This is a genomic window from Rhizobium fabae, from assembly GCF_003985135.1.
In the GTDB taxonomy this organism is placed as follows: domain Bacteria; phylum Pseudomonadota; class Alphaproteobacteria; order Rhizobiales; family Rhizobiaceae; genus Rhizobium; species Rhizobium pisi.
Window position 1 is genome coordinate 23,937 of sequence record NZ_ML133666.1, and the last position, 20,324, is coordinate 44,260.

Here is a 20,324-nt window from a genome sequence, read left to right on the forward strand (position 1 = left end):
ACTCAAATGCACAGGATCAGGCCTGGGCCTTCTCAATAAACTTCACGGCATCGCCGACCGTCAGGATCGAGTCAGCAGCGTCGTCAGGAATTTCAACGCCGAATTCTTCTTCGAAAGCCATGACAAGTTCGACCGTGTCGAGCGAGTCAGCGCCCAGATCGTCGATAAAGCTGGCGCTCTCGACGACCTTGTCGGCATCAACGCCAAGATGATCAATAACAATTTTCTTTACGCGTTCTGCGATATCGCTCATGTCGGTTTCCTCGACCTTATGTCCTGATCGGAATGCCCTTGCGGCACCCCTACCCTGTTTCAGCCTGCGATGTTTTCAGACATCCTCGGCAAACTCGTTTACCCGGCTTCAGAGATGTCCCAGGCTTGCAAAAAGCCCGCCGGTCCGTCTGCTTTCTCGGGACGACTGTTCACAGTCATGGCCCGCTTAACATGCTTTATGCCTGCCGCAAAGCCAGAAAATCAACGGTTCGTGATTGCTCAACATGCTATTGGCGGGAAATACTCCCCCGCCGACAGTTTGTCGTTTCAGATCATCGCCATGCCGCCATTTACGTGCAGCGTCTGGCCCGTCATGTAGGCAGCCTCGGAGGACGCGAGATAGGCGACGGCCGAAGCGACTTCGCCGCCCGTGCCCATGCGCTTCATCGGGATCGCGCCCATGATCGCTTCCTTCTGCTTGTCGTTCAGCTTGCCGGTCATGGCGCTTTCGATGAAGCCAGGCGCCACGCAATTGACCGTCACGTTGCGGGTAGCGATCTCCTGCGCCAGCGACTTCGTGAAGCCGATCATGCCGGCCTTCGAGGCGCAGTAATTGGCCTGGCCCGGATTCCCGGTGACGCCGACGACGGAGGTGATGTTGATGATGCGGCCGTAGCGGCGGCGCATCATCGGATGCGTCAATTCGCGCGTCAGGCGGAAGGTCGCCGTCAGGTTCACTTCGAGAACGGCGTCCCAGTCCTCGTCGCTCATGCGCACGAAGAGGCCGTCCCTGGTGATGCCGGCATTGTTGACGAGGATATCGACGCCTTCGAGTTCGGCCTCGGCCTTCTGGCCGAGCGCCTTGACCTCATCACGGTCGGAGAGGTTGGCGGGGAAGATCTTGACGCGCTCGCCAAGGTCGGCCGCCAGCGCTTCCAGCTTCTCGACGCGGGTGCCGTGCAGGCCGACGATAGCGCCCTGCTTATGAAGAAGGCGGGCGATTTCCTCGCCGATGCCGCCCGAGGCGCCTGTGACGAGAGCCTTGCGGCCGGAAAGATCGAGCATGGAAACGTTCCTTTGTCTGGTGATGCCAATCAGGCCATGAGGGCGGCGACAGCCGCGTCGATATCGGCCGGACCGTTGACGGAGATGCCGTTGATCGTCTTGTCGATGCGGCGAGCAAGGCCGGTCAGAACCTTGCCGGAGCCGAGTTCATAGAGCGTCGTGACGCCATTTCCAGCAAACCATTCCACCGTCTCGCGCCAGCGGACCTGACCAGTGACCTGCTCGACGAGAAGCGCGGCGATCTCCTCAGCATTGGTGACCGGGGCCGCACGGACATTGGCGATGACAGGCACTACCGGATCGGCCTTCTTCACGCCCACCAGCGCCTCGCGCATCGCGTCGGCCGCCGGGGCCATCAGCGTCGAATGGAAGGGGGCCGAAACCGGCAGCAGGATGGCGCGTTTGGCGCCCTTGTCGGTCGCAAGACCGGCAGCCTTTTCGACAGCTGCCTTCTCGCCTGAAATCACGATCTGGCCGCCGCCATTGTCGTTGGCGATCTGGCAGGCGCCGGTGGCGGCCGCCTCCTCGCAGACAGCAACGACATCGGCATGTTCGAGGCCGATGATCGCCGCCATGGCGCCGACGCCGACGGGGACGGCCGCCTGCATGGCGTTGCCGCGAATACGCAGCAGCCGCGCCGTATCGGCGAGCGAAAAGGTGCCGGCGGCGCAAAGTGCGGAATATTCGCCGAGCGAGTGGCCAGCGACGTAGGCGACCTTGGATTTCAGATCCAGCCCCTTGGCCTCCAGAACGCGGACAACGGCGATCGAGACGGCCATCAGCGCCGGCTGGGCGTTCGCCGTCAGGGTCAGCGTGTCCTCGGGACCGTTGAACATGACGTCCGAAAGCTTCTCACCGAGTGCCTCGTCGACCTCTTCGAAAACCGCGCGAGCTTCCGCGAAATTCTCGGCGAGATCCTTGCCCATGCCAACGGCCTGGCTACCTTGGCCGGGAAAAGTAAAAGCGATGGTCATTCTGGTATCCCTGATTGCGCCTCTCAAGGCTATTTTGCCTCCAATTGACATTCTTTCCGGCAGAGTCAAGTGGCGGCCCATTCTCTCCCAGGGCAATCGCCTCAGGCTAAAGGCCCTCTGGATAGCCCGTTGGTTGGCAGTGTGATCGGCAATGGATCTCGTGCGACATCCAAAAGACAAGCATTGCCAAATTCGGGGTGATGCGAACCTGATGGTTCGACTTTTGTAATCTAAGGGTAATCTTTGTCAGCTCACTGGATGAGCGGCAAAAGGCATGGGATCCGGAGACACGCATTGCGTATATTATTATTCGAGGACGAGCGAGAAATGGCGGCAGCGTTGATCGAAGCGCTCAGCCGCCGCGATATTATCGTCGACCATGTGCGCACGATCGCCGATGCCGAACTCATGGCGCGGGTCGGGACTTATGACGTGCTTGTGCTCGACCGTCGCCTGCCGGACGGCGAAGGCCTCGATCTCATCCCCGTGCTTCGCTTCCAGAAAATTACCGCTCCGATCCTGATGCTGACGGCACTTGGTGGCGTCGATCATCGTGTCGAAGGGCTCGACGGCGGTGCCGACGACTATCTCAGCAAACCCTTCGCGATTGAAGAATTGCTGGCGCGATTGCGCGCGCTGCAAAGGCGCTCGCCAACCGTTTCAGCCGAGCGTTTTTCCCTCGGCAATCTGACGCTTGATCCGCGCAGCAACGAAGTTGCCGTTGCAGGCGATTTCATCGACCTGGCGCGACGCGAGTATCTTGTGGTCGAGACATTGATCCGGCGTGCAAATCGCATTGTCACACGGTCAATGCTCGTCGATGCCGTCTATACCATCGACGATCAGATCGAGTCGAACGCCTTGGACGTGCATGTGTCGCGAATCCGCCGCAAGCTGGGCAGCGCGGGTGCATCGGTGGAAATTCGCGCCGTCCGCAACATCGGATACCTGCTTCGGGTCAGCACATGAGACTGCGCAAAAGCCGCTCGCTCAAATGGATACTGACACGGCGCCTGATCGGCCTTCAGGCATGTCTTTTGTTGTTCTTCTTCACCTTGCTTGCCGGGTGGGTCTGGGTCATCGACCCGGAACTTGAGGATACGAATGAATCGATCATCCGCGTGCTTGCAAAACACGTGGAACGCAAAGCCGACGGCACGCTCAATGTCATCGAGACGCCGGAGATCGCCGAATTGACACGCCAGTATCCGGATCTGTGGTTTATCGTCCGGGATGGCGGGAATAATCTCTACCAGCATGGCGTATTTCCAACGACGCTGCTGACCGAACCCTTCCCGATGTCCATTGAAGGGGCAACATTGAAGGGTGGCCCGAGTGCGCATGCGGCGATCGGCAATCGCGACACGCCGATTGGTCGCCTTCAGTTTACCGCGTCGACTGACCGCATCGGCGGGAAAAGCCAGGACGTCAACATCTGGATCAGTCTCGACATCGATATGCCCGAGAGCGGCGGCAATGCGGAAATTTTCTGGCTCAGCGTCGTCCCGGCAACGGGAGCCATCCTGGCGATCCTCGTGGTTCCGATCCTGCTCGTCACCGGTGCAGCAACGGCTATTGTCACGCCCTACTCGATCGGTCGGTCTCTGACGGGCCTGGTCGACACGGCAAACCAGGCAAAAGCGATAGAGTTCGAAACCCGATCGGCACACCTCGATGTTTCGAAAGTTCCAAGCGAGATCATTCCGCTCGTCGACGCCTTCAATCACACGCTTTCAAAGCTTGATCACGGCTATCAGCAACATAGCCGTTTTCTGGCGGATGCCGCACACGAACTGCGCACACCGATCGCGATCGTGCGGACGCGGGCAGACCTTTTGCCGGAGAGTGCGGACAGTCGGCAACTGCTGCAAGATATCGACCGTCTTTCCAGGGTCGCGCATCAACTGCTCGACATGCAGGCTATCGGCGCCGGTTCGCAGACTGCCCAGATGGCCGACCTGAACGAGCTTGTCGGGCGGATCGCGGCCGATCTCGCGCCTGGGGTCATCGATGCGGGCTACGATTTCCTCTTCGAGCCAGCTCCTGCCGAGGCACCCCTCATGATCTATCCCTCGACGGTAGAGCTCGCAGTCAGCAACCTGATCCGCAATGCAGTCGATCATTCAGGATACAAGGGCACGATCGCGGTCACAGTCGATGCGCGAGGTTTCATCGATGTCTCCGATGAGGGTTCGGGTATTCCTCCCGCAGAACGCATCCGCGTGCTGGAACCCTTCTATCGGCTGAATACCCACTCCTCTGGCGCGGGGCTGGGGCTCAACCTGGCGCATAAGGCGGCGGAGCTTCATTTCGGGCGATTGCTGTTTGCCGATACCGACGGCGGCTTCCGGGTGCGCCTCGAAATTGGCGCATTGGGCACCGTCCGTTAGCAACTCTTTTTGGGCGCCGGGTCTGCCCTCAATAGGCTCCATCGCAGCGGCCTTCGCAATCGGTAATCCGCTCGTAATCTTCGCCACGTAGCGAGCGTTAAGACCAACTGGAGCCGCTGCCGTGCATAAGGAAATACCTCAGAAAATACGTCGAATGCATTCGTTACTCGCCTTGGCAGCCGTTGCGCTGCTGGCAAGCTGTGCATCGCAGATCATGAAAAACTACGTCGGAGGACCGGTGGATGCGGTGATATTGGACTATGGACCACCCGACAACGTCATTGAAATCGGTGTTGGTCAAAGAGCGTTCCAATGGCGGCGCATCAACACGGAAACGGTGACGGGCACCACCACTGGCGAAGTACGTCAGACACGCCATGGCGAACGCTACGAGATCTCCCAGTCGCCCGGCTACGTCAAGGAGACGGAGTGCTTCTACACATTCTTCGCGCAGGCCTCCGGGACGCGATGGTTCGTCACGAGTTTCCGCAGGCCGCAGCTCGAATGCGAGTGACCGACCTACCGCAGCCGATGACCGCTACCGGCGCTCGGATTTCATGGAGAGATGCATGTTCAGCCATTTGTCCCGATTGCGGGATGCCTTCCGCCAGAAGCTTCCTGATCCGGATCGATCGGACAGGTTGCTCGGCGCGGTGCTGATTTTCTTGATGTGCCTGATGCTGGTGCTCTTTGCCCGTCATGCAATAGCCGAAGAGGCGGCTCCCCCGGAAATACGGATCCCTGACCGTACGGATATTCTGGCATAGAAACGTAGGGTGCCTGCAGAGCTCGACGGCAAATCCGTCTTGTGTGTGCAAGTCACATATCAAACGCATAAGCTGGCGCAACGCTCAAAGCGTAGCGCCAGTTACAGTGTTGAGAAGGGGCGTCATCGGAACGCACGGCCCGGGAAATGTCTTACCAGCCTTTCCCTGTTACCCACCAGAAATCATTCGTTGGCGGTTGATCACCCTCGCAGACATCTCATCGTTTTTCCATGGAGTATCCACCGGGCTCGACACGTCGGCCTGGGTGACCAGTCGGAACCGCCGCGGCAGTGCATGCGCGCCAGATCCGGATGTTTTTAGGCCAGACCGGCCTAAAATCTGAATCCGCATCTAAATCAAAGAATTAGAGCCTGATATCGCACATTTTCGGCATCATGCTCTAGAAGCGAAGATTTATGCCTGCCTTGATCACATGGCTGTCTATATCAGTACGCGTGGTGCCGGCATTCGTCGTCGTCTTCACGTCGGGGGTCATGACGTAATTATACTCCAGCTTTGCGGAAAGGCCGTTTCCAAAAGCCTGCTCAACGCCACCGCCGACCAAATAACCGCCTTCCCAGCCTGGGCCGCGCCGAACGTTGCTGCCGTTTTCGAATTTGGTCCTCGTATAGCCGGCAGTGCCGTAAACGAGCGTCTTGTCGAGGCTCATCCCGGCCTTCGCTTTGGCGGCCAGGCGCCATTGCTCGTCGAGATTGCCGCCGCGTACGCTCTGATCGGTACCGCCCATGTAGGTACCTTCGAGCTCCGCGCCCAGGACGGCGGAACCAAACTGGAAATTGTATCCGGCCTGTGCCCCCGCGGCGAGGCCCTTGCCGTTGGAAAAGGGATTGAGACGGCTTGAGGCAACACCGGCATGTCCCCCGACATAAGCGCCGCTCCAATCGAACGTGGTCGGCTGGGGGTAAGGTGCCTGGACATAGGAATTGTCCAGATCTGCTGCCGCGGCGGCTTGGGAAAGCAGCACGGCTGATGTAACTGACAAGGCGAGTCTTGTTCTCATCGAAGGCATTTATTACTCCAAACAGAAGCGCGGCGCCCTTCAGCGCGGCGTGAAGTGACCATGAGAGCGAAAAGGAACGCTCCCGCGAAACCTTCGAGAGGATATTCGAAGGATGGGCGCACTCTGCTTGCAAGGATTACCGGTGAATTACGCAAAACAATAAGCCGACCTATCCAGAACGCCGTTGCAAGCCTTGCGCTCGCGCAAAAGCCCGGTTTTGCTCTTGCGCTTGGCCAAATCCGACCTAGATTTGCGCGGACCCTCCCAAGGCTTTCACCTCTCTCCCAAGGTTTTCACATGAAGTACAATTCACTAGGCCGCACCGAGATTTCCGTTTCAGAGATTTGCCTTGGCACGATGACCTGGGGTTCGCAGAACAGCGAAACCGACGCCCATGCGCAGATGGATTACGCCGTCGAAAAGGGCGTCAATTTCTTCGATACCGCCGAAATTTACCCGACCACCCCGGTTTCGGCGGAAACGCAGGGCTGGACCGAAGATTATATCGGCAGCTGGTTCAAGAAGACCGGCAAGCGTGGAGATATCGTCCTCGCCACCAAGGTCGCCGGCCGCGGCCGCGACTACCTGCGGGGCGGCGAAGGTGCGGATGCGAAGAACATCCGCCTGGCGCTCGAGGCCAGCCTGACGCGGCTGAAGACGGATTATGTCGATCTCTACCAAGTCCACTGGCCGAACCGCGGCCATTTCCATTTCCGCCAGAACTGGAGTTACAACCCCTTCAACCAGGATCGCGAGGCGGCTGCCGCCAACATGCTCGACATTCTGGAAACGCTGGGCGCATTGGTGAAGGAAGGCAAGATCCGCGCGATCGGCCTTTCCAACGAAACCACCTGGGGCATACAGAAATATCTGACGCTCTCCGAACAGAAGGGCCTGCCGCGCGTTGCCAGCGTCCAGAACGAATACAATCTGCTCTACCGCCACTTCGACCTCGATCTTGCCGAGCTTTCGCACCACGAGGACGTCGGGCTGCTCGCCTATTCGCCGCTCGCCGGCGGCATCCTGACCGGTAAATATGTCGATGGCATCAGGCCGAAGGGCTCGCGTGCCTCGATCAATCACGACATCGGCGGCCGCCTGCAACCGTTGCAGGAACCGGCGACCAAAGCCTATCTGGAGATCGCCGCAACATACGGCCTCGACCCGGCAGCAATGGCGCTCGCCTTCTGCTTCTCGAGGCCCTTCATGGCCTCGGTCATCATCGGCGCGACCTCGATGGAGCAACTGAAGATCGACATCGGCGCGGCCGACCTGACGCTTTCAGACGAGGTCCTGGTCGAGATCGCCAAGGTGCACCGGCAGTATCCGCTGACGCTTTGATCATATTCTCTTTTGCACCTGCCCGATGCCGGCCATCGGCCTGCGTCGGGCTCGAATGTCCGAATGCGCTTGCCTTTCGCGCAAAAATCCGTATAACCCGCGCTGTTCGTTGACCCGGTCTTCTGGCTGGTGGCTGAACGGAGGGCCGGTTTCCTCTCGGAAATCGTTCGGAACGGAAGCGTTCCAGCCTCCCGTGTCTCCGCTCTCGACCGTCTCGGAAACGCTTTTCTTGCCTGGGCCCGCCCAATCAGGAGCAGTCGTTGAGGCTTAGCCGCCGATTACCGGGTTGAACCAAACGCAAGAAAGGCAAAGCTGTCATGGCTCTTTATGAACATGTATTCCTTGCCCGGCAGGATATTTCCGCTCAGCAGGTCGATGCCCTCGTAGAACAGTACAAGGGTGTGATCGAAGCTAACGGCGGTAAGGTCGGGCGTATCGAAAACTGGGGCCTCAAGTCCCTCACATACCGTATCAAGAAGAACCGCAAGGCGCACTACGCCCTGATGGACATCGATGCACCGGCTGCTGCGATCCAGGAAATGGAACGCCAGATGCGCATCAGCGAAGACGTTCTTCGCTACATGACCATCGCTGTTGAAAAGCACGAAGACGGCCCGTCTGCCATGATGCAGAAGCGCGACCGCGACGACCGTGGCCCGCGTGAAGGCGGCGACCGTGGCCCGCGCCGGGAATTCGGCGATCGTGATCGCGGCCCGCGTCCGCCGCGCGAAGGCGGCTTCGGCGACCGTGAAGACCGTCCGCGCCGTCCGCGCGAAGACCGTGTATAAGGGAGATCTGAGATATGGCTGAAACTTCCTCCGCTCCGGTCCGCCGCCCGTTCCATCGCCGCCGCAAGACCTGCCCGTTCTCCGGTGCAAACGCACCGCGGATCGACTACAAGGACGTACGTCTGCTTCAGCGCTACATTTCCGAGCGCGGTAAGATCGTTCCGTCCCGCATCACGGCCGTTTCCCAGAAGAAGCAGCGCGAACTCGCCCAGGCGATCAAGCGCGCCCGTTTCCTCGGCCTGCTGCCCTACGTCGTCGCGTGATCGGCTGACGTAACCACCTTTGAGGGAAGGCATTCGTGCCTTCCCTTCTCCCTTTCGCGATGGGCGCGGATCGGAACTCCTAAAACCCATGTTGAGACGTTTCAGAATTCGATTCCGGAACATCCTCTAACTGCTTGATGAAGCAGGACAGCGACCTTGAAACGACCGAACCTTAGAACGCTGCTGATCGGCGCACTTGCCGGATTGACCGCCGCCCTGCTGGTGCTGGGCGCGAGCGTGCAGCCGTCGTTTTTCAGCGCGCTTCTCTACACGGCCTCGGCGCTGCCGATCCTGCTCGTCGGCCTCGGTTGGGGCAATGCCGCCGCAATCTCCGCCGTCGTCACGGCGGCAGCGCTCGGCGCAGTTTTCATCTCTCCTTCCTTCGCGCTGATCATGACGTTGGTGACGCTGCTGCCGGCCGGCTGGCTCAGCCATCTCGCCAATCTGGCGCGTCCCGCCTCCGAACTCGGCGGCCCCGACCATCTGCTTGCCTGGTACCCGCTCTCCGATATTCTGCTGCATCTCTGCGGGCTTGTGACGATCGCCGTCATCGTCATCGGTGTGATCATCGGCTACGGGCCGGAGATCACTGATCCGATCGTCGATCTGCTGATCGCCTCGGTCAAACAGCAGCAGCCGGAATTCATGCCCGATCCGGCGGCGACCGCGCAGACCAAATCGCTGATCCTGCTGATGCTGCCGGCCGTGCAGGGCGGCATGTGGGTCAGCATGCTGTTTGCCGCCTATTATTTCGCCGTGCGCATCGTTGCAGCGTCCGGCCGGGGCCTGCGTCCGCGCGAGGACATTCCCTCATCGCTGCGCATGAACCGCAATTCGATCTTCATTTTTCTGGCCGGGCTTGCCGCCTGCTTCTTCGGCGGCGTTCCGGCGCTGGTCGGCGCCACCGTGATCGGCACCTTCGGCGCGGGCTTCATGCTCTCCGGCTTCGCCTCCCTGCATTTCCGCACACGCGGCAAGGATTGGCGCATACCGGCCCTCATCCTCTGCTACCTGGCTTCGATGCTCATGCTTCTGCCAGTTTTCCTCATCCTCGTCCTGGGTCTCAGCGATACGCGCAAGGCGATCGCCCTGACCCCGACGAAAGATGCCGATGCCCCCAAACAATCCGACACGAAAATCTGAGACATAAGAAAGGAAAAGAAAATGGAAGTCATCCTTCTCGAACGCATCTCCAAGCTCGGCCAGATGGGCGAAACCGTAAAGGTTCGCGACGGCTTTGCCCGTAACTACCTGCTGCCGCTCGGCAAGGCGCTGCGCGCCAACGCCGCCAACAAGACCCGCTTCGAAGCCGAGCGCGCGACTCTCGAAGCCCGCAACCTCGAGCGCAAGTCGGAAGCCCAGAAGGTCGCCGACGTTCTCGACGGCAAGTCCTTCATCGTCGTACGTTCCGCCGGTGAAACCGGCCAGCTCTACGGTTCTGTCGCTGCCCGTGACGTCGTCGAGATCCTCGCTGCCGAAGGCTTCAACATCGGCCGCAACCAGGTTCACCTCAACACGCCGATCAAGGCCATCGGCCTGCACAAGGTCGAGCTGCAGCTGCATGCCGAAGTCGAAATCCACGTCGAGCTGAACGTTGCCCGTTCGGCCGAAGAGGCAGAGCGTCAGGCCAAGGGCGAAGAACTCACCTCGGTCGACGCAATCTACGGCGTCGACGAAGACGCGCTGCGTCCTGAGGATTTCTTCGATCCGGAAGCCGACGGCGTCGACGAAGACGAAGCATAATTCTCGCCGGAGTCATCCGCGACAGAAAGCCCGGCCACCGCGCCGGGCTTTTTCGTTTCCACCCATCCTGGCAAGAGGCAGCCCATAGGGTGGTTTTTTAAAGGGGATTTGGGGATGTTTTTGCTGCGGGTCTGATGTCGTCGCGCTAGACTGCGCTTCTCCGGAACGGATGGGCGTGAGTCGCGCCAAACCGTGTCGTGCGGGTGACACTGCCAGTATTTCTCCTTTTCGTCGCCCGGCACTGTGGAGAAGTCGAACAATGGGCACAGCGTTCAGTATTTAGGCAAAGCGAGCCCCGCCCCTTTCGTGGGCCCTTGATTTTCTCCATCCGGAATTGCAAATCCGGAGTTGGAAAAAACAGAACGGATGATGATGAACGACGCCGCTCGAAAGATTGCAGCCGTTGCTCCGTCGGAGCAGCATTATCGCGAAGCACCCAACAATATTGAAGCCGAGCAGGCGCTTCTGGGTGCCATCCTCATGAACAACGACGCCTATTACCGGGTGTCGGACTTCCTGAAGCCGATCCATCTCTACGAGCCGCTGCACCGGAAGATCTTCGAGGTTGCCGGCGATATCATCCGCATGGGCAAGATCGCCAATCCGGTGACGATCAAGACCTTCCTGAAGGCCGACGAGAAAGTCGGCGACATGACGGTTTCGCAATATCTGGCGAGCCTCGTCAGCAATGCCGTCACCGTCATCAATGCCGAGGACTACGGCCGGGCGATCTACGACCTGGCGCTGCGCCGGGCGCTGATCACCATCGGCGAGGACGTCGTCAATATCGCTTATGACGCGCCGCTCGACATGCCGCCGCAGTCGCAGATCGAGGATACCGAACGCCGCCTCTTCGAACTGGCGGAAAACGGCCGCTACGACGGCGGCTTCCAGTCCTTCAACGATGCCGTGGCGCTCGCCATCGACATGGCGGCGGTCGCCAAGGAACGCGACGGCGGGCTTTCCGGCATTTCCACCGGCATCCATTCGCTGGATTCCAAGATGGGCGGGTTGCAGCGCTCGGACTTGATCGTGCTGGCCGGACGCCCCGGCATGGGCAAGACCTCGCTTGCCACAAACATCGCCTACAATATCGCCGCCGCCTACGAAGGCGAAGTCCAGTCGGACGGCAGCATGAAGGCCAAGAACGGCGGCGTCGTCGGCTTCTACTCGCTTGAAATGTCGTCCGAACAGCTCGCCACCCGTATCATCTCCGAGCAGACGGAAGTCTCCTCCTCGAAGATCCGCCGCGGCGACATCAACGATGCCGATTTCGAAAAGCTCGTCGCCTGCTCGATGATGATGCAGAAGGTGCCGCTTTACATCGACCAGACGGGCGGCATCTCGATTGCCCAGCTTTCGGCGCGCGCGCGCCGCCTGAAGCGCCAGCGCGGCCTCGACGTGCTCGTGGTCGACTACGTGCAGCTGATGACCGGCTCCGGCAAGTCAAGCGACAACCGAGTCCAGGAAATCACCCAGATCACCACCGGCCTGAAGGCGCTCGGCAAGGAGCTCAACGTTCCGATCATCGCGCTGTCACAGCTCTCGCGCCAGGTCGAAAGCCGCGACGATAAGCGTCCGCAGCTCTCCGACCTTCGCGAATCCGGCTCGATCGAACAGGACGCCGACGTCGTGCTTTTCGTGTTCCGCGAGGAATATTACGTCAAGAACCAGGAGCCGCGCGATCCGCACGATCCGAAATATCCGGAATGGGAAGCGCTGTTCGATAAGGTGAAGGGCACGGCCGACGTCATCATCGCCAAGCAGCGCCACGGACCGACAGGCACGGTGAAGCTGGCCTTCCAGGCGGAATTCACGCGGTTTGCAGATCTCGCCGATCCCTCCTTCACACAGTACGAGGAACATTGACGCGGTTTTCCGGGTCAGTATCCCTTTAGAAACCTGCGGCCCGCAACAGGGCCACGGTCGCGACGCCGAGGGTGACGCTGGCAAGCATCGGCAGCCGGCGGGCGGCCAGCGCCGTTGCGGCGCATGCCAGTGTTTCCGCCCAGCCGGTCGCAAAGGCGGTCGGGGCTATTACGGCCATCAGCACCGCCGGTGGGATCGCCTCGATTGCCGTTTTCCAGCGCTCGTCCAGCTTTATATGACGGATGAGGACGAGACCGCTGATGCGCGTGGAAATCGTCGCAAGCGCCATCGCGAGGATGGCAAGCAGGGTATTGATATCGAGCGTCATGCGGCCTGCTCCCGTACCTTGCCCTTCCAGAGGGCCATCGCCAGTCCGGCCAACGCGCCGGCTGCGATATACCAGACGCCCGGCACGAAATGATGGGTGGCAACGGCCGCAACTCCGCTCGCGGCCAGGATGGCGCCCGTTTCCGGCCCCTTCCAGAAGCCCATGACCAGCACGACAAAGACGGCAGGAAAGGCGAAGTCGAGACCGATGACCGCCGGATCGCCCAGAAAGGCGCCAAGCAATGCGCCTGCAAGCGAAGAACCGACCCAGGCGGCGTAAAACGGCGTGACGATGCCGGCATACCAGGCCGGCGTCAGCGTTCCACTACCGGCGCGGAACTCCGCCATGGCCCAGAGCTCGTCGGCAAGGAACAGCATGGCGGCATAGCGTCTGATGGTGGAGAAGGACTGCATCTTCGTGCCGATGGAGGCGCTCATCAGCACGTGGCGGATGTTGACCAACAACGCTGCGAAGCCGACGCCGATCCAGCTTGCCGGATGCGTCCATATGTCCATTGCCACGAACTGCGAGCCGCCGGCAAAGACCAGCGCGCTCATCAGCGTTGTTTCCAAGGCCGAAAGACCTTTGGTGGCGGAAACCGCGCCGAAAACCAGACCGATCGGAATCACGGCGATGACAAGCGGAAAGATGGCGCGTATTCCGGCAAGAAATTCGCCGGCCGGCCGGCTTTGCTGCAACATGGCAACCTCCTGATTGAGATCGCCAAGCAGTAGCCCAGCATGACATGGCCGTATTGAACGAAAGTGATCAGCCCGTGCGGAATTGACCAGGTGTTACGCCCGTGCGCGCCTTGAAGTGCCGGGTGAAATGCGCCTGATCGGCAAAACCGCACTCAAGCGCGATATCGGCCGGCATACGCCCCTGCCGCAGCAGCCGGCGGGCCACCTGCACGCGCCGGTCCGTCAGGAAGGCGTGCGGCGTGATGTGATATTCCTTGCGGAAAGCGCGGATGAGGTGAGCGCGGCTCAGGCCCGCCACTCCGGCCAGTTCTTCGAGGCCGACATCGCTGTCGAAGTTCTCGATGAGGTATTCGCGGGCGCGGGCGACGGCGCTTCGCTCCTGCGTATCGACAGGCACGACGATGGTGCTGCCGTGACGCGCAAAGATCGCCGCCAGCACTGTGAACATGCTTTCATCGGACTCCAGCGCACCGGCGCCCCTTTCGAGCGTGCGATGGGCGGCATGAAAGACATTGGCGAGTTGCGGATCGCGTGGAAGCCCGCCTGAGAAAGACGGTGTCGCATGGAAGGCCTTGCCCGTCACATCCTCCAGAATATCGATGAACAGCTTCATGTCGGGATAGATCATGCGGTAGCGGTATCCCTCGCCGCCGGGGGCGCCGTCATGAATGACGCCGGGATCGATAAGATAAAGGTCGCCCGGGCCGGTTTCCTCCCGCCTGCCGCTCAGCGTGGCGATCTGGCTGCCGCTTTCTATCGCGCCGATGCTGAATGTATCGTGCGCATGCGGCGCATATTCATGCGTGAGGAAGGTGGCGCTCAGGCACTCCATGTCGCGAAAGCGGCTGTCCCGCCAGAAGCGGGCCGATTCCACGTTGGCAAGCGGCATGGCCTCCGCCGCTTCTTTCTGCGATACGTTCTGCATCCGGCAAGATTAGCGCGGAAGGCGGCATGCGTCTTGAACAAAAGTGATCATGCAGGCTTCAAACGGCGGTATGTGATCGCCTGCGCTTTCCCTTCGCCACAATGCTCTTTAGACTGGGTGAACTGGTTCTCCCTTCATTTCTTCACGGCGGTTCATGACAGATTTTCCTATCCCCTTCGAAGACGACGATCTTTTCGCTTCCGCAGGCCTGCGGCTGACCGTCGACCTGACCGCGCTCACTGAGAACTGGCGCGACATGGCGCGCCGCTCGGGTGCCGCGCGCGCCGCAGCCGTCGTCAAGGCGGATGCCTATGGCATGGGTATCGAGGACACCGGCGAAGCCCTCTATCTCGCGGGCGCGCGGGACTTCTTCGTCGCGACCGTCGACGAAGGGGTGACGCTTCGCCTTTATGCGCCCGAGGCGCGCATCTTCGTGCTCTCGGGCATATGGCCGGGCACCGAACGGCGCTTCTTCGACAACGATCTGGTGCCGGTGATTTCCTCCGACGAACAGCTCGCCTTCTGGATGGCGGTGCTTGCCGATTACGGCGACTACCCCTGCGCGCTGCATGTCGATACGGGCTTCAACCGGCTGGGACTTCGCGTCGACGATGCGCTAGCGCTCGCCGACGACGTCTCGCGGCCGGCGAGCTTCGCACCGGTGCTCATCATGAGCCATCTCGCCTGCGGCGACGATCCCACGCATGCGATGAACCGGCGGCAGCTCGAATCATTCCGCAGGGTTAGCGCCGCCTATGAAGGCATCGATTCAAGTCTTGCCGCCTCGGCCGGCATCTTTCTCGGCGAAGACTACCACTTCGACCTGACCCGTCCCGGCATCTCGCTCTATGGTGGCGAAGCGGTCAGCGGCATGACGAACCCGATGCGCCCGGTCGCCACGGCGGAAGCGCGTATCATCCAGGTGCGCACTGTCGAGGCCGGTGAGACTGTCAGCTACGGGCGGGCGCTGCAGCTTCATCGCGAAAGCCGCCTGGCGGTCGCTTCGGCCGGCTATGCCGACGGCTACATGCGCAGCCAGTCGAGCGGCGGCGTGCCGCTGCGCCAGGTGGCGCCGCAGGGCGGGCAAGGTTTTATCGCCGGGCACAAGGTGCCGGTCGCGGGCCGGATCACCATGGATCTGACGATCTTTGACATCACTGACCTGCCTGAGAATGCGGTGCGCGCCGGGGACTATGTCGAGCTGTTCGGCAAGAACATGGCCCTCGACGACGTAGCGCGGGCTGCGGGCACGATCGGATACGAGATCCTGACCAGTATGGGGCTGCGCCACGAAAGGCGCTATGTAGCCGAGGAGTAGGGTTCGTCTGTCAGCGGCTGCTGAGCGCAAGGCGGACGCCGAGTGCCACGAAAAGCGTGCCAAGACCACGATCGAGCCACAGACCGATCCTTTGATTGTTCCGGAGTGCGTCGGCAAGGCGCCCTCCGAGCAGGATGAGCGGCGGCTCGATGAAGGCAGCGACGACGATGATGAGCCCGCCATGGAGCATGAGCTGGGCCCATGTCGGCCCTGCCCCTTCGACGACGAACTGCGGCAGGAAGGCCAGGAAGAAGATCGCCACTTTCGGATTGAGCAGCGACACCAGGATTCCCTGCCGGTAGATCTTCGCGACCGGCATTTTTTCGCCGGCAGCTTTTACCAGGCCACTCCCGCCGCTGGCGCGCAACGCCTGGATGCCCAGCCAGACGAGATAGGCGGCGCCGATCCATTTGACCGCGGAGAAGGCGGCGGCGGAAGCGGCAAGCACTGCGGAGAGGCCGAGTGCGGCCATCAGTACATGCAGACACGCGCCGGACCAGACGCCGAACAATGCGGAAAAACCGGCGCGTTTTCCGCTTTTCATCGTGTGACCGAGGATGAAGGCGATGTCGGGACCGGGCGAGAGGTTGAGCAAAACCGCCGCCGACAGAAATGCAAGCCAATGCGTGAGCGAATAATCGAACATCTTCCACCGTTCCAGATGAGCAGAGACAAAGGATAGGCACCGGCGCACTGATGGGGAAATCATTAGTTTTGATCCGTCGTGATAGCCATTATCTCAAGCACCACAATGATTCGATGAAGCGGCGTGTCTGCTTCACTCGGGAACCCGGACTGAAAGAGTAACTGATGGCGAAGGCCAGGACACAATTCATCTGCCAGAATTGCGGCACGATCCATAACCGCTGGGCCGGCAAATGCGAGAACTGCGGCGAGTGGAACACCATCGTCGAAGAAGACCCGATGGGCGGGATCGGCTCCGGTCCGGGCAAGACGCCGAAGAAGGGCCGGCCGGTGGCGCTGACGGCGCTGTCGGGCGAGATCGAAGAAGCGCCGCGCATCCACACCGCCATGTCGGAACTCGACCGGGCGCTCGGCGGCGGCTTCGTGCGCGGGTCGGCGGTGCTGATCGGCGGCGATCCCGGCATCGGCAAATCGACCTTGCTGATGCAGGCGGCAGCCGCCCTTGCGCGGCGTGGCCACAAGATCATCTACGTCTCCGGCGAGGAAGCCGTGGCGCAGGTCCGGCTGCGGGCGCAGCGCCTTGCAGCGGCCGATACCGACGTGATGCTGGCGGCCGAGACCAATGTCGAGGATATTCTGGCGACGCTCGCCGAGGGCAAGCGGCCGGATCTCGTCATTATCGATTCGATCCAGACGCTGTGGAGCGAACTGGCCGAATCCGCGCCGGGTACGGTGACGCAGGTGCGCACCGGCGTGCAGGCGATGATCCGCTTCGCGAAACAGACGGGGGCCGCCATGGTGCTCGTCGGGCATGTGACCAAGGACGGGCAGATCGCAGGCCCGCGCGTCGTCGAGCACATGGTCGATGCCGTGCTCTATTTCGAAGGCGATCGCGGCTATCACTATCGCATCCTGCGCACCGTCAAGAACCGCTTCGGCCCGACCGACGAGATCGGTGTCTTCGAAATGTCCGACAGAGGCTTACGCGAAGTCGCCAACCCCTCGGAGCTCTTCCTCGGCGAGCGCAACGAGAAATCGCCGGGCGCAGCCGTCTTTGCCGGCATGGAGGGCACCCGCCCCATTCTCGTCGAGGTGCAGGCGCTGGTGGCGCCGACCTCGCTCGGCACGCCGAGGCGCGCCGTTGTCGGCTGGGATTCGGCTAGGCTGTCGATGATCCTTGCGGTGCTGGAGGCCCATTGCGGCGTCAGACTCGGCCAGCACGACGTCTATCTCAATGTCGCCGGCGGTTACCGTATCTCTGAACCGGCGGCCGATCTCGCCGTCGCCTCGGCGCTCGTTTCCTCGCTTGCCGGTATTGCCCTTCCCGCAGATTGCGTCTATTTCGGCGAAGTCAGCCTGTCGGGCGCCATCCGGCCGGTTGCGCACACCGCCCAGCGCCTCAAGGAAGCCGAGAAGCTGGGGTTTTCTGCAGCGCTGCTTCCATCCGCCTCCGCCGAATTGCCGAAGGGCTCCGGCGGGCGCTGGAGCGAAGTCGAGAGCCTGCCGGATCTGGTCGCGCGCATCGCCGGGTCGAAGGGAGCGCTGCGTGTGGAAGACGAGGTTTGATCCTTTCATTGCCAAGATTGGTGATGATATAGGAGGCACACGATAAGGCACGACACGGCCGCCAAGCGGCAGTCCTGGAGTTGAATTTACATGCCCATTACGATTTTCGACGGTATTGTCATCGGCGTCGTGCTCTTCTCCGCCGTGCTGGCGATGGTCCGCGGCTTTTCGCGCGAGATCCTTTCGATTGCGAGCTGGGGCGGTTCGGCCGCCGCCGCTTATTACCTCTATCCCTACCTGCTGCCCTACGCGAAGAAATACACCGATGACGACCGCATCGCGACCGTCGGTTCGGCAGCGGTCGTCTTCCTTATCGCGCTCATCGTCATCTCCTTCATCACGATGAAGATCGCCGATTTCATCATCGACAGCCGCGTCGGCGCGCTTGACCGCACGCTCGGCTTCCTATTCGGGGCAGCGCGCGGCGTGCTGCTGCTGGTCGTCGCTGTGGCCTTCTGGAACTGGCTCGTCGACGTCGACCACCGTCCGGCCTGGGTCAATAACGCGAAGTCGAAGCCGTTCCTGGATTCGATGGTCGTGAAGCTGAAATCGGTTCTACCGGAACAATTTGCCCAGATGATCCCGGCAAGCATCCGTGATAAGCTTCAGCCGCAGGCACAGGGCGAAGGCGCCACCCCGCCGCCGGCCGATCAGGCTCCGGCGGAAGACGCGCCGACTGCGCCTGCCGACGGCGCACAGCAGCCGGCGAATTGACACAGTGTTCAAGAGCTTGACCCGCCTTAAGGCAATCGCCATTTGAGCGGGACGTGAAATGAGGGTCCGGCCGGGCATTCCAGCTCAGCCGGGCTTAGCTATTTCTGGAAATGCCGATCCATTCTTGTGAGAGCAGAGGCCCGCAGAAATGAACCAGTCCCATTCCTTCCCGACCGACGATCCGCTCGACGGAGATACGCTGCATGAAGAATGCGGCGTTTTCGGAATTCTGGGACATCCTGATGCCGCGGCGCTGACGGCCCTCGGCCTGCATGCCCTGCAACATCGCGGTCAGGAAGCAGCCGGTATCGTCTCCTTCGATGGCAAGCGCTTCTATCAGGAGCGCCATATGGGCCTCGTCGGCGACCATTATACCAACCCGATGACGCTCGCCCGCCTGCCGGGCGGCATGTCGATCGGCCATACGCGCTACTCGACGACAGGCGAAGTGGCCATGCGCAACGTGCAGCCACTCTTTGCCGAACTTGAGGAAGGCGGCATCGCCATTGCCCATAACGGCAACTTCACCAACGGCCTGACGCTGCGCCGGCAGATCATCGCGACCGGTGCCATCTGTCAGTCGACCTCCGATACCGAAGTCGTCCTCCACCTCATCGCCCGTTCCCGCCACGCTTCCACGTCCGACCGCTTCATCGACGCCATCCGCCAGATGGAGGGCGGCTATTCGATGCTCGCCATGACGCGCACGAAGCTGATCGCCGCGCGTGACCCCACAGGTATCCGCCCGCTGGTCATGGGCGAACTCGACGGCAAGCCGATCTTCTGCTCGGAAACCTGCGCGCTCGACATCATCGGCGCCAAGTTCATCCGCGACGTGGAAAATGGCGAGGTCGTCATCTGCGAAATCCAGCCTGACGGCTCGATCAGCATCGATGCGCGCAAGCCCAGCAAGCCGCAGCCGGAACGCCTCTGCCTGTTCGAATATGTCTATTTCGCCCGGCCGGACTCGGTCGTCGGCGGCCGGAACGTTTATACGACGCGCAAGAACATGGGCATGAACCTCGCCAAGGAATCGCCCGTCGATGCGGATGTGGTCGTGCCGGTACCGGATGGCGGCACGCCTGCTGCTCTCGGCTACGCGCAGGAAAGCGGAATTCCCTTCGAATACGGCATCATCCGCAACCACTATGTCGGCCGTACCTTCATCGAGCCGACACAGCAGATCCGCGCCTTCGGCGTGAAGCTGAAGCATTCCGCCAACCGGGCGATGATCGAAGGCAAGCGCGTGGTGCTGGTCGACGATTCCATCGTGCGCGGCACAACCTCGCTGAAGATCGTGCAGATGATCCGCGAGGCCGGCGCACGCGAAGTCCATGTCCGCGTTGCAAGCCCGATGATCTTCTTCCCTGACTTCTACGGCATCGACACGCCCGATGCCGAAAAGCTCTTGGCAAACCAGTATGCCGACGTCCAAGCCATGGCCAAATATATCGGCGCGGATTCGCTCGCCTTCATATCGATCAACGGGCTTTATCGCGCCGTCGGCGGCGAGGATCGTAACCCGGCCCGCCCGCAATTCACCGATCACTATTTCACCGGTGACTATCCGACCCGCCTGCTCGACAAGAACGGCGAGTCCATGGGCAACAAGATTTCCATGCTTGCCAGCAACGGCTGAGCCGCTTCCGCTTTGACTTTCCCTTGTGAGGGGCCTATTGCGCCCCTCACCTTT

At 61.1% G+C, this 20,324-nt stretch carries 22 protein-coding genes; 14 read left to right on the forward strand and 8 right to left on the reverse strand.

Going from position 1 to position 20,324, the window contains the following annotated elements:
- Positions 1-16: 16 nt before the first annotated feature.
- The 3 genes from EFB14_RS31010 to fabD all read right to left on the reverse strand — a co-directional run bounded on the left by EFB14_RS31010 (position 17) and on the right by fabD (position 2,252).
- The gene (locus EFB14_RS31010; protein WP_003547058.1) at positions 17-253 is read right to left on the reverse strand and encodes an acyl carrier protein; all 237 of its coding nucleotides are present in this window, start codon (positions 251-253) and stop codon (positions 17-19) included.
- A 287-nt stretch (positions 254-540) separates the two neighbouring features.
- On the reverse strand, positions 541-1,278 hold the full coding sequence (gene fabG / locus EFB14_RS31015) for a 3-oxoacyl-[acyl-carrier-protein] reductase (protein WP_125846835.1): 738 nt from the start codon (positions 1,276-1,278) through the stop codon (positions 541-543).
- 29 nt (positions 1,279-1,307) lie between these two features.
- Entirely contained in the window at positions 1,308-2,252 is a 945-nt protein-coding gene (gene fabD / locus EFB14_RS31020) for an ACP S-malonyltransferase (protein ID WP_126830496.1), read from the reverse strand.
- Positions 2,253-2,546: 294 nt separating this feature from the next.
- Between fabD and EFB14_RS31025 the strand changes: the two genes are divergently transcribed.
- The 4 genes from EFB14_RS31025 to EFB14_RS31040 all read left to right on the forward strand — a co-directional run bounded on the left by EFB14_RS31025 (position 2,547) and on the right by EFB14_RS31040 (position 5,409).
- Positions 2,547-3,221: a response regulator gene (locus tag EFB14_RS31025; RefSeq protein ID WP_126830498.1), complete on the forward strand. Its 675-nt coding sequence runs from the start codon at positions 2,547-2,549 to the stop codon at positions 3,219-3,221.
- On the forward strand, positions 3,218-4,642 hold the full coding sequence (locus EFB14_RS31030) for a sensor histidine kinase (RefSeq protein ID WP_126830501.1): 1,425 nt from the start codon (positions 3,218-3,220) through the stop codon (positions 4,640-4,642). The genes EFB14_RS31025 and EFB14_RS31030 overlap by 4 nt, the downstream gene beginning before the upstream one ends.
- Positions 4,643-4,796: 154 nt before the next feature.
- Positions 4,797-5,156 (forward strand): hypothetical protein, encoded by a 360-nt coding sequence (locus EFB14_RS31035; RefSeq protein WP_126830503.1) that lies wholly within the window; start codon positions 4,797-4,799, stop codon positions 5,154-5,156.
- A gap of 55 nt (positions 5,157-5,211) precedes the next feature.
- On the forward strand, positions 5,212-5,409 hold the full coding sequence (locus tag EFB14_RS31040) for a hypothetical protein (protein WP_126830505.1): 198 nt from the start codon (positions 5,212-5,214) through the stop codon (positions 5,407-5,409).
- Between the two features lie 400 nt (positions 5,410-5,809).
- Here the strand turns inward: EFB14_RS31040 and EFB14_RS31045 are convergent, their stop codons facing one another.
- Positions 5,810-6,430, reverse strand: a complete 621-nt coding sequence (locus EFB14_RS31045; RefSeq protein WP_164737620.1) for an outer membrane protein — start codon at positions 6,428-6,430, stop codon at positions 5,810-5,812.
- Between the two features lie 297 nt (positions 6,431-6,727).
- On the opposite strand from EFB14_RS31045, the gene EFB14_RS31050 reads away from it, so the two are divergent.
- The 6 genes from EFB14_RS31050 to EFB14_RS31075 all read left to right on the forward strand — a co-directional run bounded on the left by EFB14_RS31050 (position 6,728) and on the right by EFB14_RS31075 (position 12,434).
- A complete protein-coding gene (locus tag EFB14_RS31050; RefSeq protein WP_126830509.1) occupies positions 6,728-7,771 on the forward strand; it encodes an aldo/keto reductase in 1,044 nt (347 codons plus the stop codon).
- A 317-nt stretch (positions 7,772-8,088) separates the two neighbouring features.
- Positions 8,089-8,559 carry a 30S ribosomal protein S6 gene (gene rpsF, locus EFB14_RS31055; protein ID WP_125846827.1) on the forward strand — a complete coding sequence of 157 codons (471 nt, stop codon included), beginning with the start codon at positions 8,089-8,091 and terminating at the stop codon, positions 8,557-8,559.
- A gap of 14 nt (positions 8,560-8,573) precedes the next feature.
- Positions 8,574-8,822, forward strand: coding sequence for a 30S ribosomal protein S18 (gene rpsR, locus EFB14_RS31060; protein WP_125846826.1), 249 nt, complete (start codon positions 8,574-8,576; stop codon positions 8,820-8,822).
- A gap of 156 nt (positions 8,823-8,978) precedes the next feature.
- The gene (locus EFB14_RS31065) at positions 8,979-9,965 is read left to right on the forward strand and encodes a DUF2232 domain-containing protein (RefSeq protein WP_126830511.1); all 987 of its coding nucleotides are present in this window, start codon (positions 8,979-8,981) and stop codon (positions 9,963-9,965) included.
- Positions 9,966-9,986: 21 nt separating this feature from the next.
- Positions 9,987-10,565, forward strand: coding sequence for a 50S ribosomal protein L9 (rplI, locus tag EFB14_RS31070; protein ID WP_049733920.1), 579 nt, complete (start codon positions 9,987-9,989; stop codon positions 10,563-10,565).
- A gap of 372 nt (positions 10,566-10,937) precedes the next feature.
- Complete coding sequence (locus tag EFB14_RS31075; RefSeq protein WP_126830582.1) at positions 10,938-12,434, forward strand: replicative DNA helicase; 1,497 nt, start codon at positions 10,938-10,940, stop codon at positions 12,432-12,434.
- A gap of 25 nt (positions 12,435-12,459) precedes the next feature.
- Here EFB14_RS31075 and EFB14_RS31080 read toward each other — a convergent pair whose 3' ends face one another.
- The 3 genes from EFB14_RS31080 to EFB14_RS31090 all read right to left on the reverse strand — a co-directional run bounded on the left by EFB14_RS31080 (position 12,460) and on the right by EFB14_RS31090 (position 14,352).
- Positions 12,460-12,762: an AzlD family protein gene (locus EFB14_RS31080; protein ID WP_125846824.1), complete on the reverse strand. Its 303-nt coding sequence runs from the start codon at positions 12,760-12,762 to the stop codon at positions 12,460-12,462.
- A complete protein-coding gene (locus EFB14_RS31085; protein WP_125846823.1) occupies positions 12,759-13,463 on the reverse strand; it encodes an AzlC family ABC transporter permease in 705 nt (234 codons plus the stop codon). Before EFB14_RS31085 ends, EFB14_RS31080 begins: the two co-directional genes overlap by 4 nt.
- Before the next feature lie 67 nt (positions 13,464-13,530).
- The gene (locus EFB14_RS31090) at positions 13,531-14,352 is read right to left on the reverse strand and encodes an AraC family transcriptional regulator (RefSeq protein ID WP_126830513.1); all 822 of its coding nucleotides are present in this window, start codon (positions 14,350-14,352) and stop codon (positions 13,531-13,533) included.
- Between the two features lie 190 nt (positions 14,353-14,542).
- Here EFB14_RS31090 and alr point away from each other — a divergent pair, with 190 nt between their 5' ends.
- The gene (gene alr / locus EFB14_RS31095) at positions 14,543-15,706 is read left to right on the forward strand and encodes an alanine racemase (protein WP_126830515.1); all 1,164 of its coding nucleotides are present in this window, start codon (positions 14,543-14,545) and stop codon (positions 15,704-15,706) included.
- 10 nt (positions 15,707-15,716) lie between these two features.
- Here the strand turns inward: alr and EFB14_RS31100 are convergent, their stop codons facing one another.
- The gene (locus EFB14_RS31100; RefSeq protein ID WP_126830517.1) at positions 15,717-16,352 is read right to left on the reverse strand and encodes a LysE family translocator; all 636 of its coding nucleotides are present in this window, start codon (positions 16,350-16,352) and stop codon (positions 15,717-15,719) included.
- Between the two features lie 164 nt (positions 16,353-16,516).
- On the opposite strand from EFB14_RS31100, the gene radA reads away from it, so the two are divergent.
- The 3 genes from radA to purF all read left to right on the forward strand — a co-directional run bounded on the left by radA (position 16,517) and on the right by purF (position 20,270).
- Complete coding sequence (gene radA / locus EFB14_RS31105) at positions 16,517-17,917, forward strand: DNA repair protein RadA (RefSeq protein ID WP_126830519.1); 1,401 nt, start codon at positions 16,517-16,519, stop codon at positions 17,915-17,917.
- 90 nt (positions 17,918-18,007) lie between these two features.
- On the forward strand, positions 18,008-18,631 hold the full coding sequence (locus tag EFB14_RS31110) for a CvpA family protein (RefSeq protein WP_125846819.1): 624 nt from the start codon (positions 18,008-18,010) through the stop codon (positions 18,629-18,631).
- Between the two features lie 148 nt (positions 18,632-18,779).
- Positions 18,780-20,270: an amidophosphoribosyltransferase gene (gene purF / locus EFB14_RS31115; RefSeq protein ID WP_126830521.1), complete on the forward strand. Its 1,491-nt coding sequence runs from the start codon at positions 18,780-18,782 to the stop codon at positions 20,268-20,270.
- Positions 20,271-20,324 lie beyond the last annotated feature (54 nt).

Coding starts and splice junctions, on each gene's coding strand:
- EFB14_RS31010 (WP_003547058.1), bottom strand. CDS start 253: ATGAGCGATATCGCAGAACGCGTAAAGAAAATTGTTATTGATCATCTT.
- fabG (WP_125846835.1), bottom strand. CDS start 1,278: ATGCTCGATCTTTCCGGCCGCAAGGCTCTCGTCACAGGCGCCTCGGGC.
- fabD (WP_126830496.1), bottom strand. CDS start 2,252: ATGACCATCGCTTTTACTTTTCCCGGCCAAGGTAGCCAGGCCGTTGGC.
- EFB14_RS31030 (WP_126830501.1), top strand. CDS start 3,218: ATGAGACTGCGCAAAAGCCGCTCGCTCAAATGGATACTGACACGGCGC.
- EFB14_RS31035 (WP_126830503.1), top strand. CDS start 4,797: ATGCATTCGTTACTCGCCTTGGCAGCCGTTGCGCTGCTGGCAAGCTGT.
- EFB14_RS31040 (WP_126830505.1), top strand. CDS start 5,212: ATGTTCAGCCATTTGTCCCGATTGCGGGATGCCTTCCGCCAGAAGCTT.
- EFB14_RS31045 (WP_164737620.1), bottom strand. CDS start 6,430: ATGAGAACAAGACTCGCCTTGTCAGTTACATCAGCCGTGCTGCTTTCC.
- EFB14_RS31050 (WP_126830509.1), top strand. CDS start 6,728: ATGAAGTACAATTCACTAGGCCGCACCGAGATTTCCGTTTCAGAGATT.
- rpsF (WP_125846827.1), top strand. CDS start 8,089: ATGGCTCTTTATGAACATGTATTCCTTGCCCGGCAGGATATTTCCGCT.
- rpsR (WP_125846826.1), top strand. CDS start 8,574: ATGGCTGAAACTTCCTCCGCTCCGGTCCGCCGCCCGTTCCATCGCCGC.
- rplI (WP_049733920.1), top strand. CDS start 9,987: ATGGAAGTCATCCTTCTCGAACGCATCTCCAAGCTCGGCCAGATGGGC.
- EFB14_RS31075 (WP_126830582.1), top strand. CDS start 10,938: ATGAACGACGCCGCTCGAAAGATTGCAGCCGTTGCTCCGTCGGAGCAG.
- EFB14_RS31080 (WP_125846824.1), bottom strand. CDS start 12,762: ATGACGCTCGATATCAATACCCTGCTTGCCATCCTCGCGATGGCGCTT.
- EFB14_RS31085 (WP_125846823.1), bottom strand. CDS start 13,463: ATGTTGCAGCAAAGCCGGCCGGCCGGCGAATTTCTTGCCGGAATACGC.
- EFB14_RS31090 (WP_126830513.1), bottom strand. CDS start 14,352: ATGCCGCTTGCCAACGTGGAATCGGCCCGCTTCTGGCGGGACAGCCGC.
- alr (WP_126830515.1), top strand. CDS start 14,543: ATGACAGATTTTCCTATCCCCTTCGAAGACGACGATCTTTTCGCTTCC.
- EFB14_RS31100 (WP_126830517.1), bottom strand. CDS start 16,352: ATGTTCGATTATTCGCTCACGCATTGGCTTGCATTTCTGTCGGCGGCG.
- radA (WP_126830519.1), top strand. CDS start 16,517: ATGGCGAAGGCCAGGACACAATTCATCTGCCAGAATTGCGGCACGATC.
- EFB14_RS31110 (WP_125846819.1), top strand. CDS start 18,008: ATGCCCATTACGATTTTCGACGGTATTGTCATCGGCGTCGTGCTCTTC.
- purF (WP_126830521.1), top strand. CDS start 18,780: ATGAACCAGTCCCATTCCTTCCCGACCGACGATCCGCTCGACGGAGAT.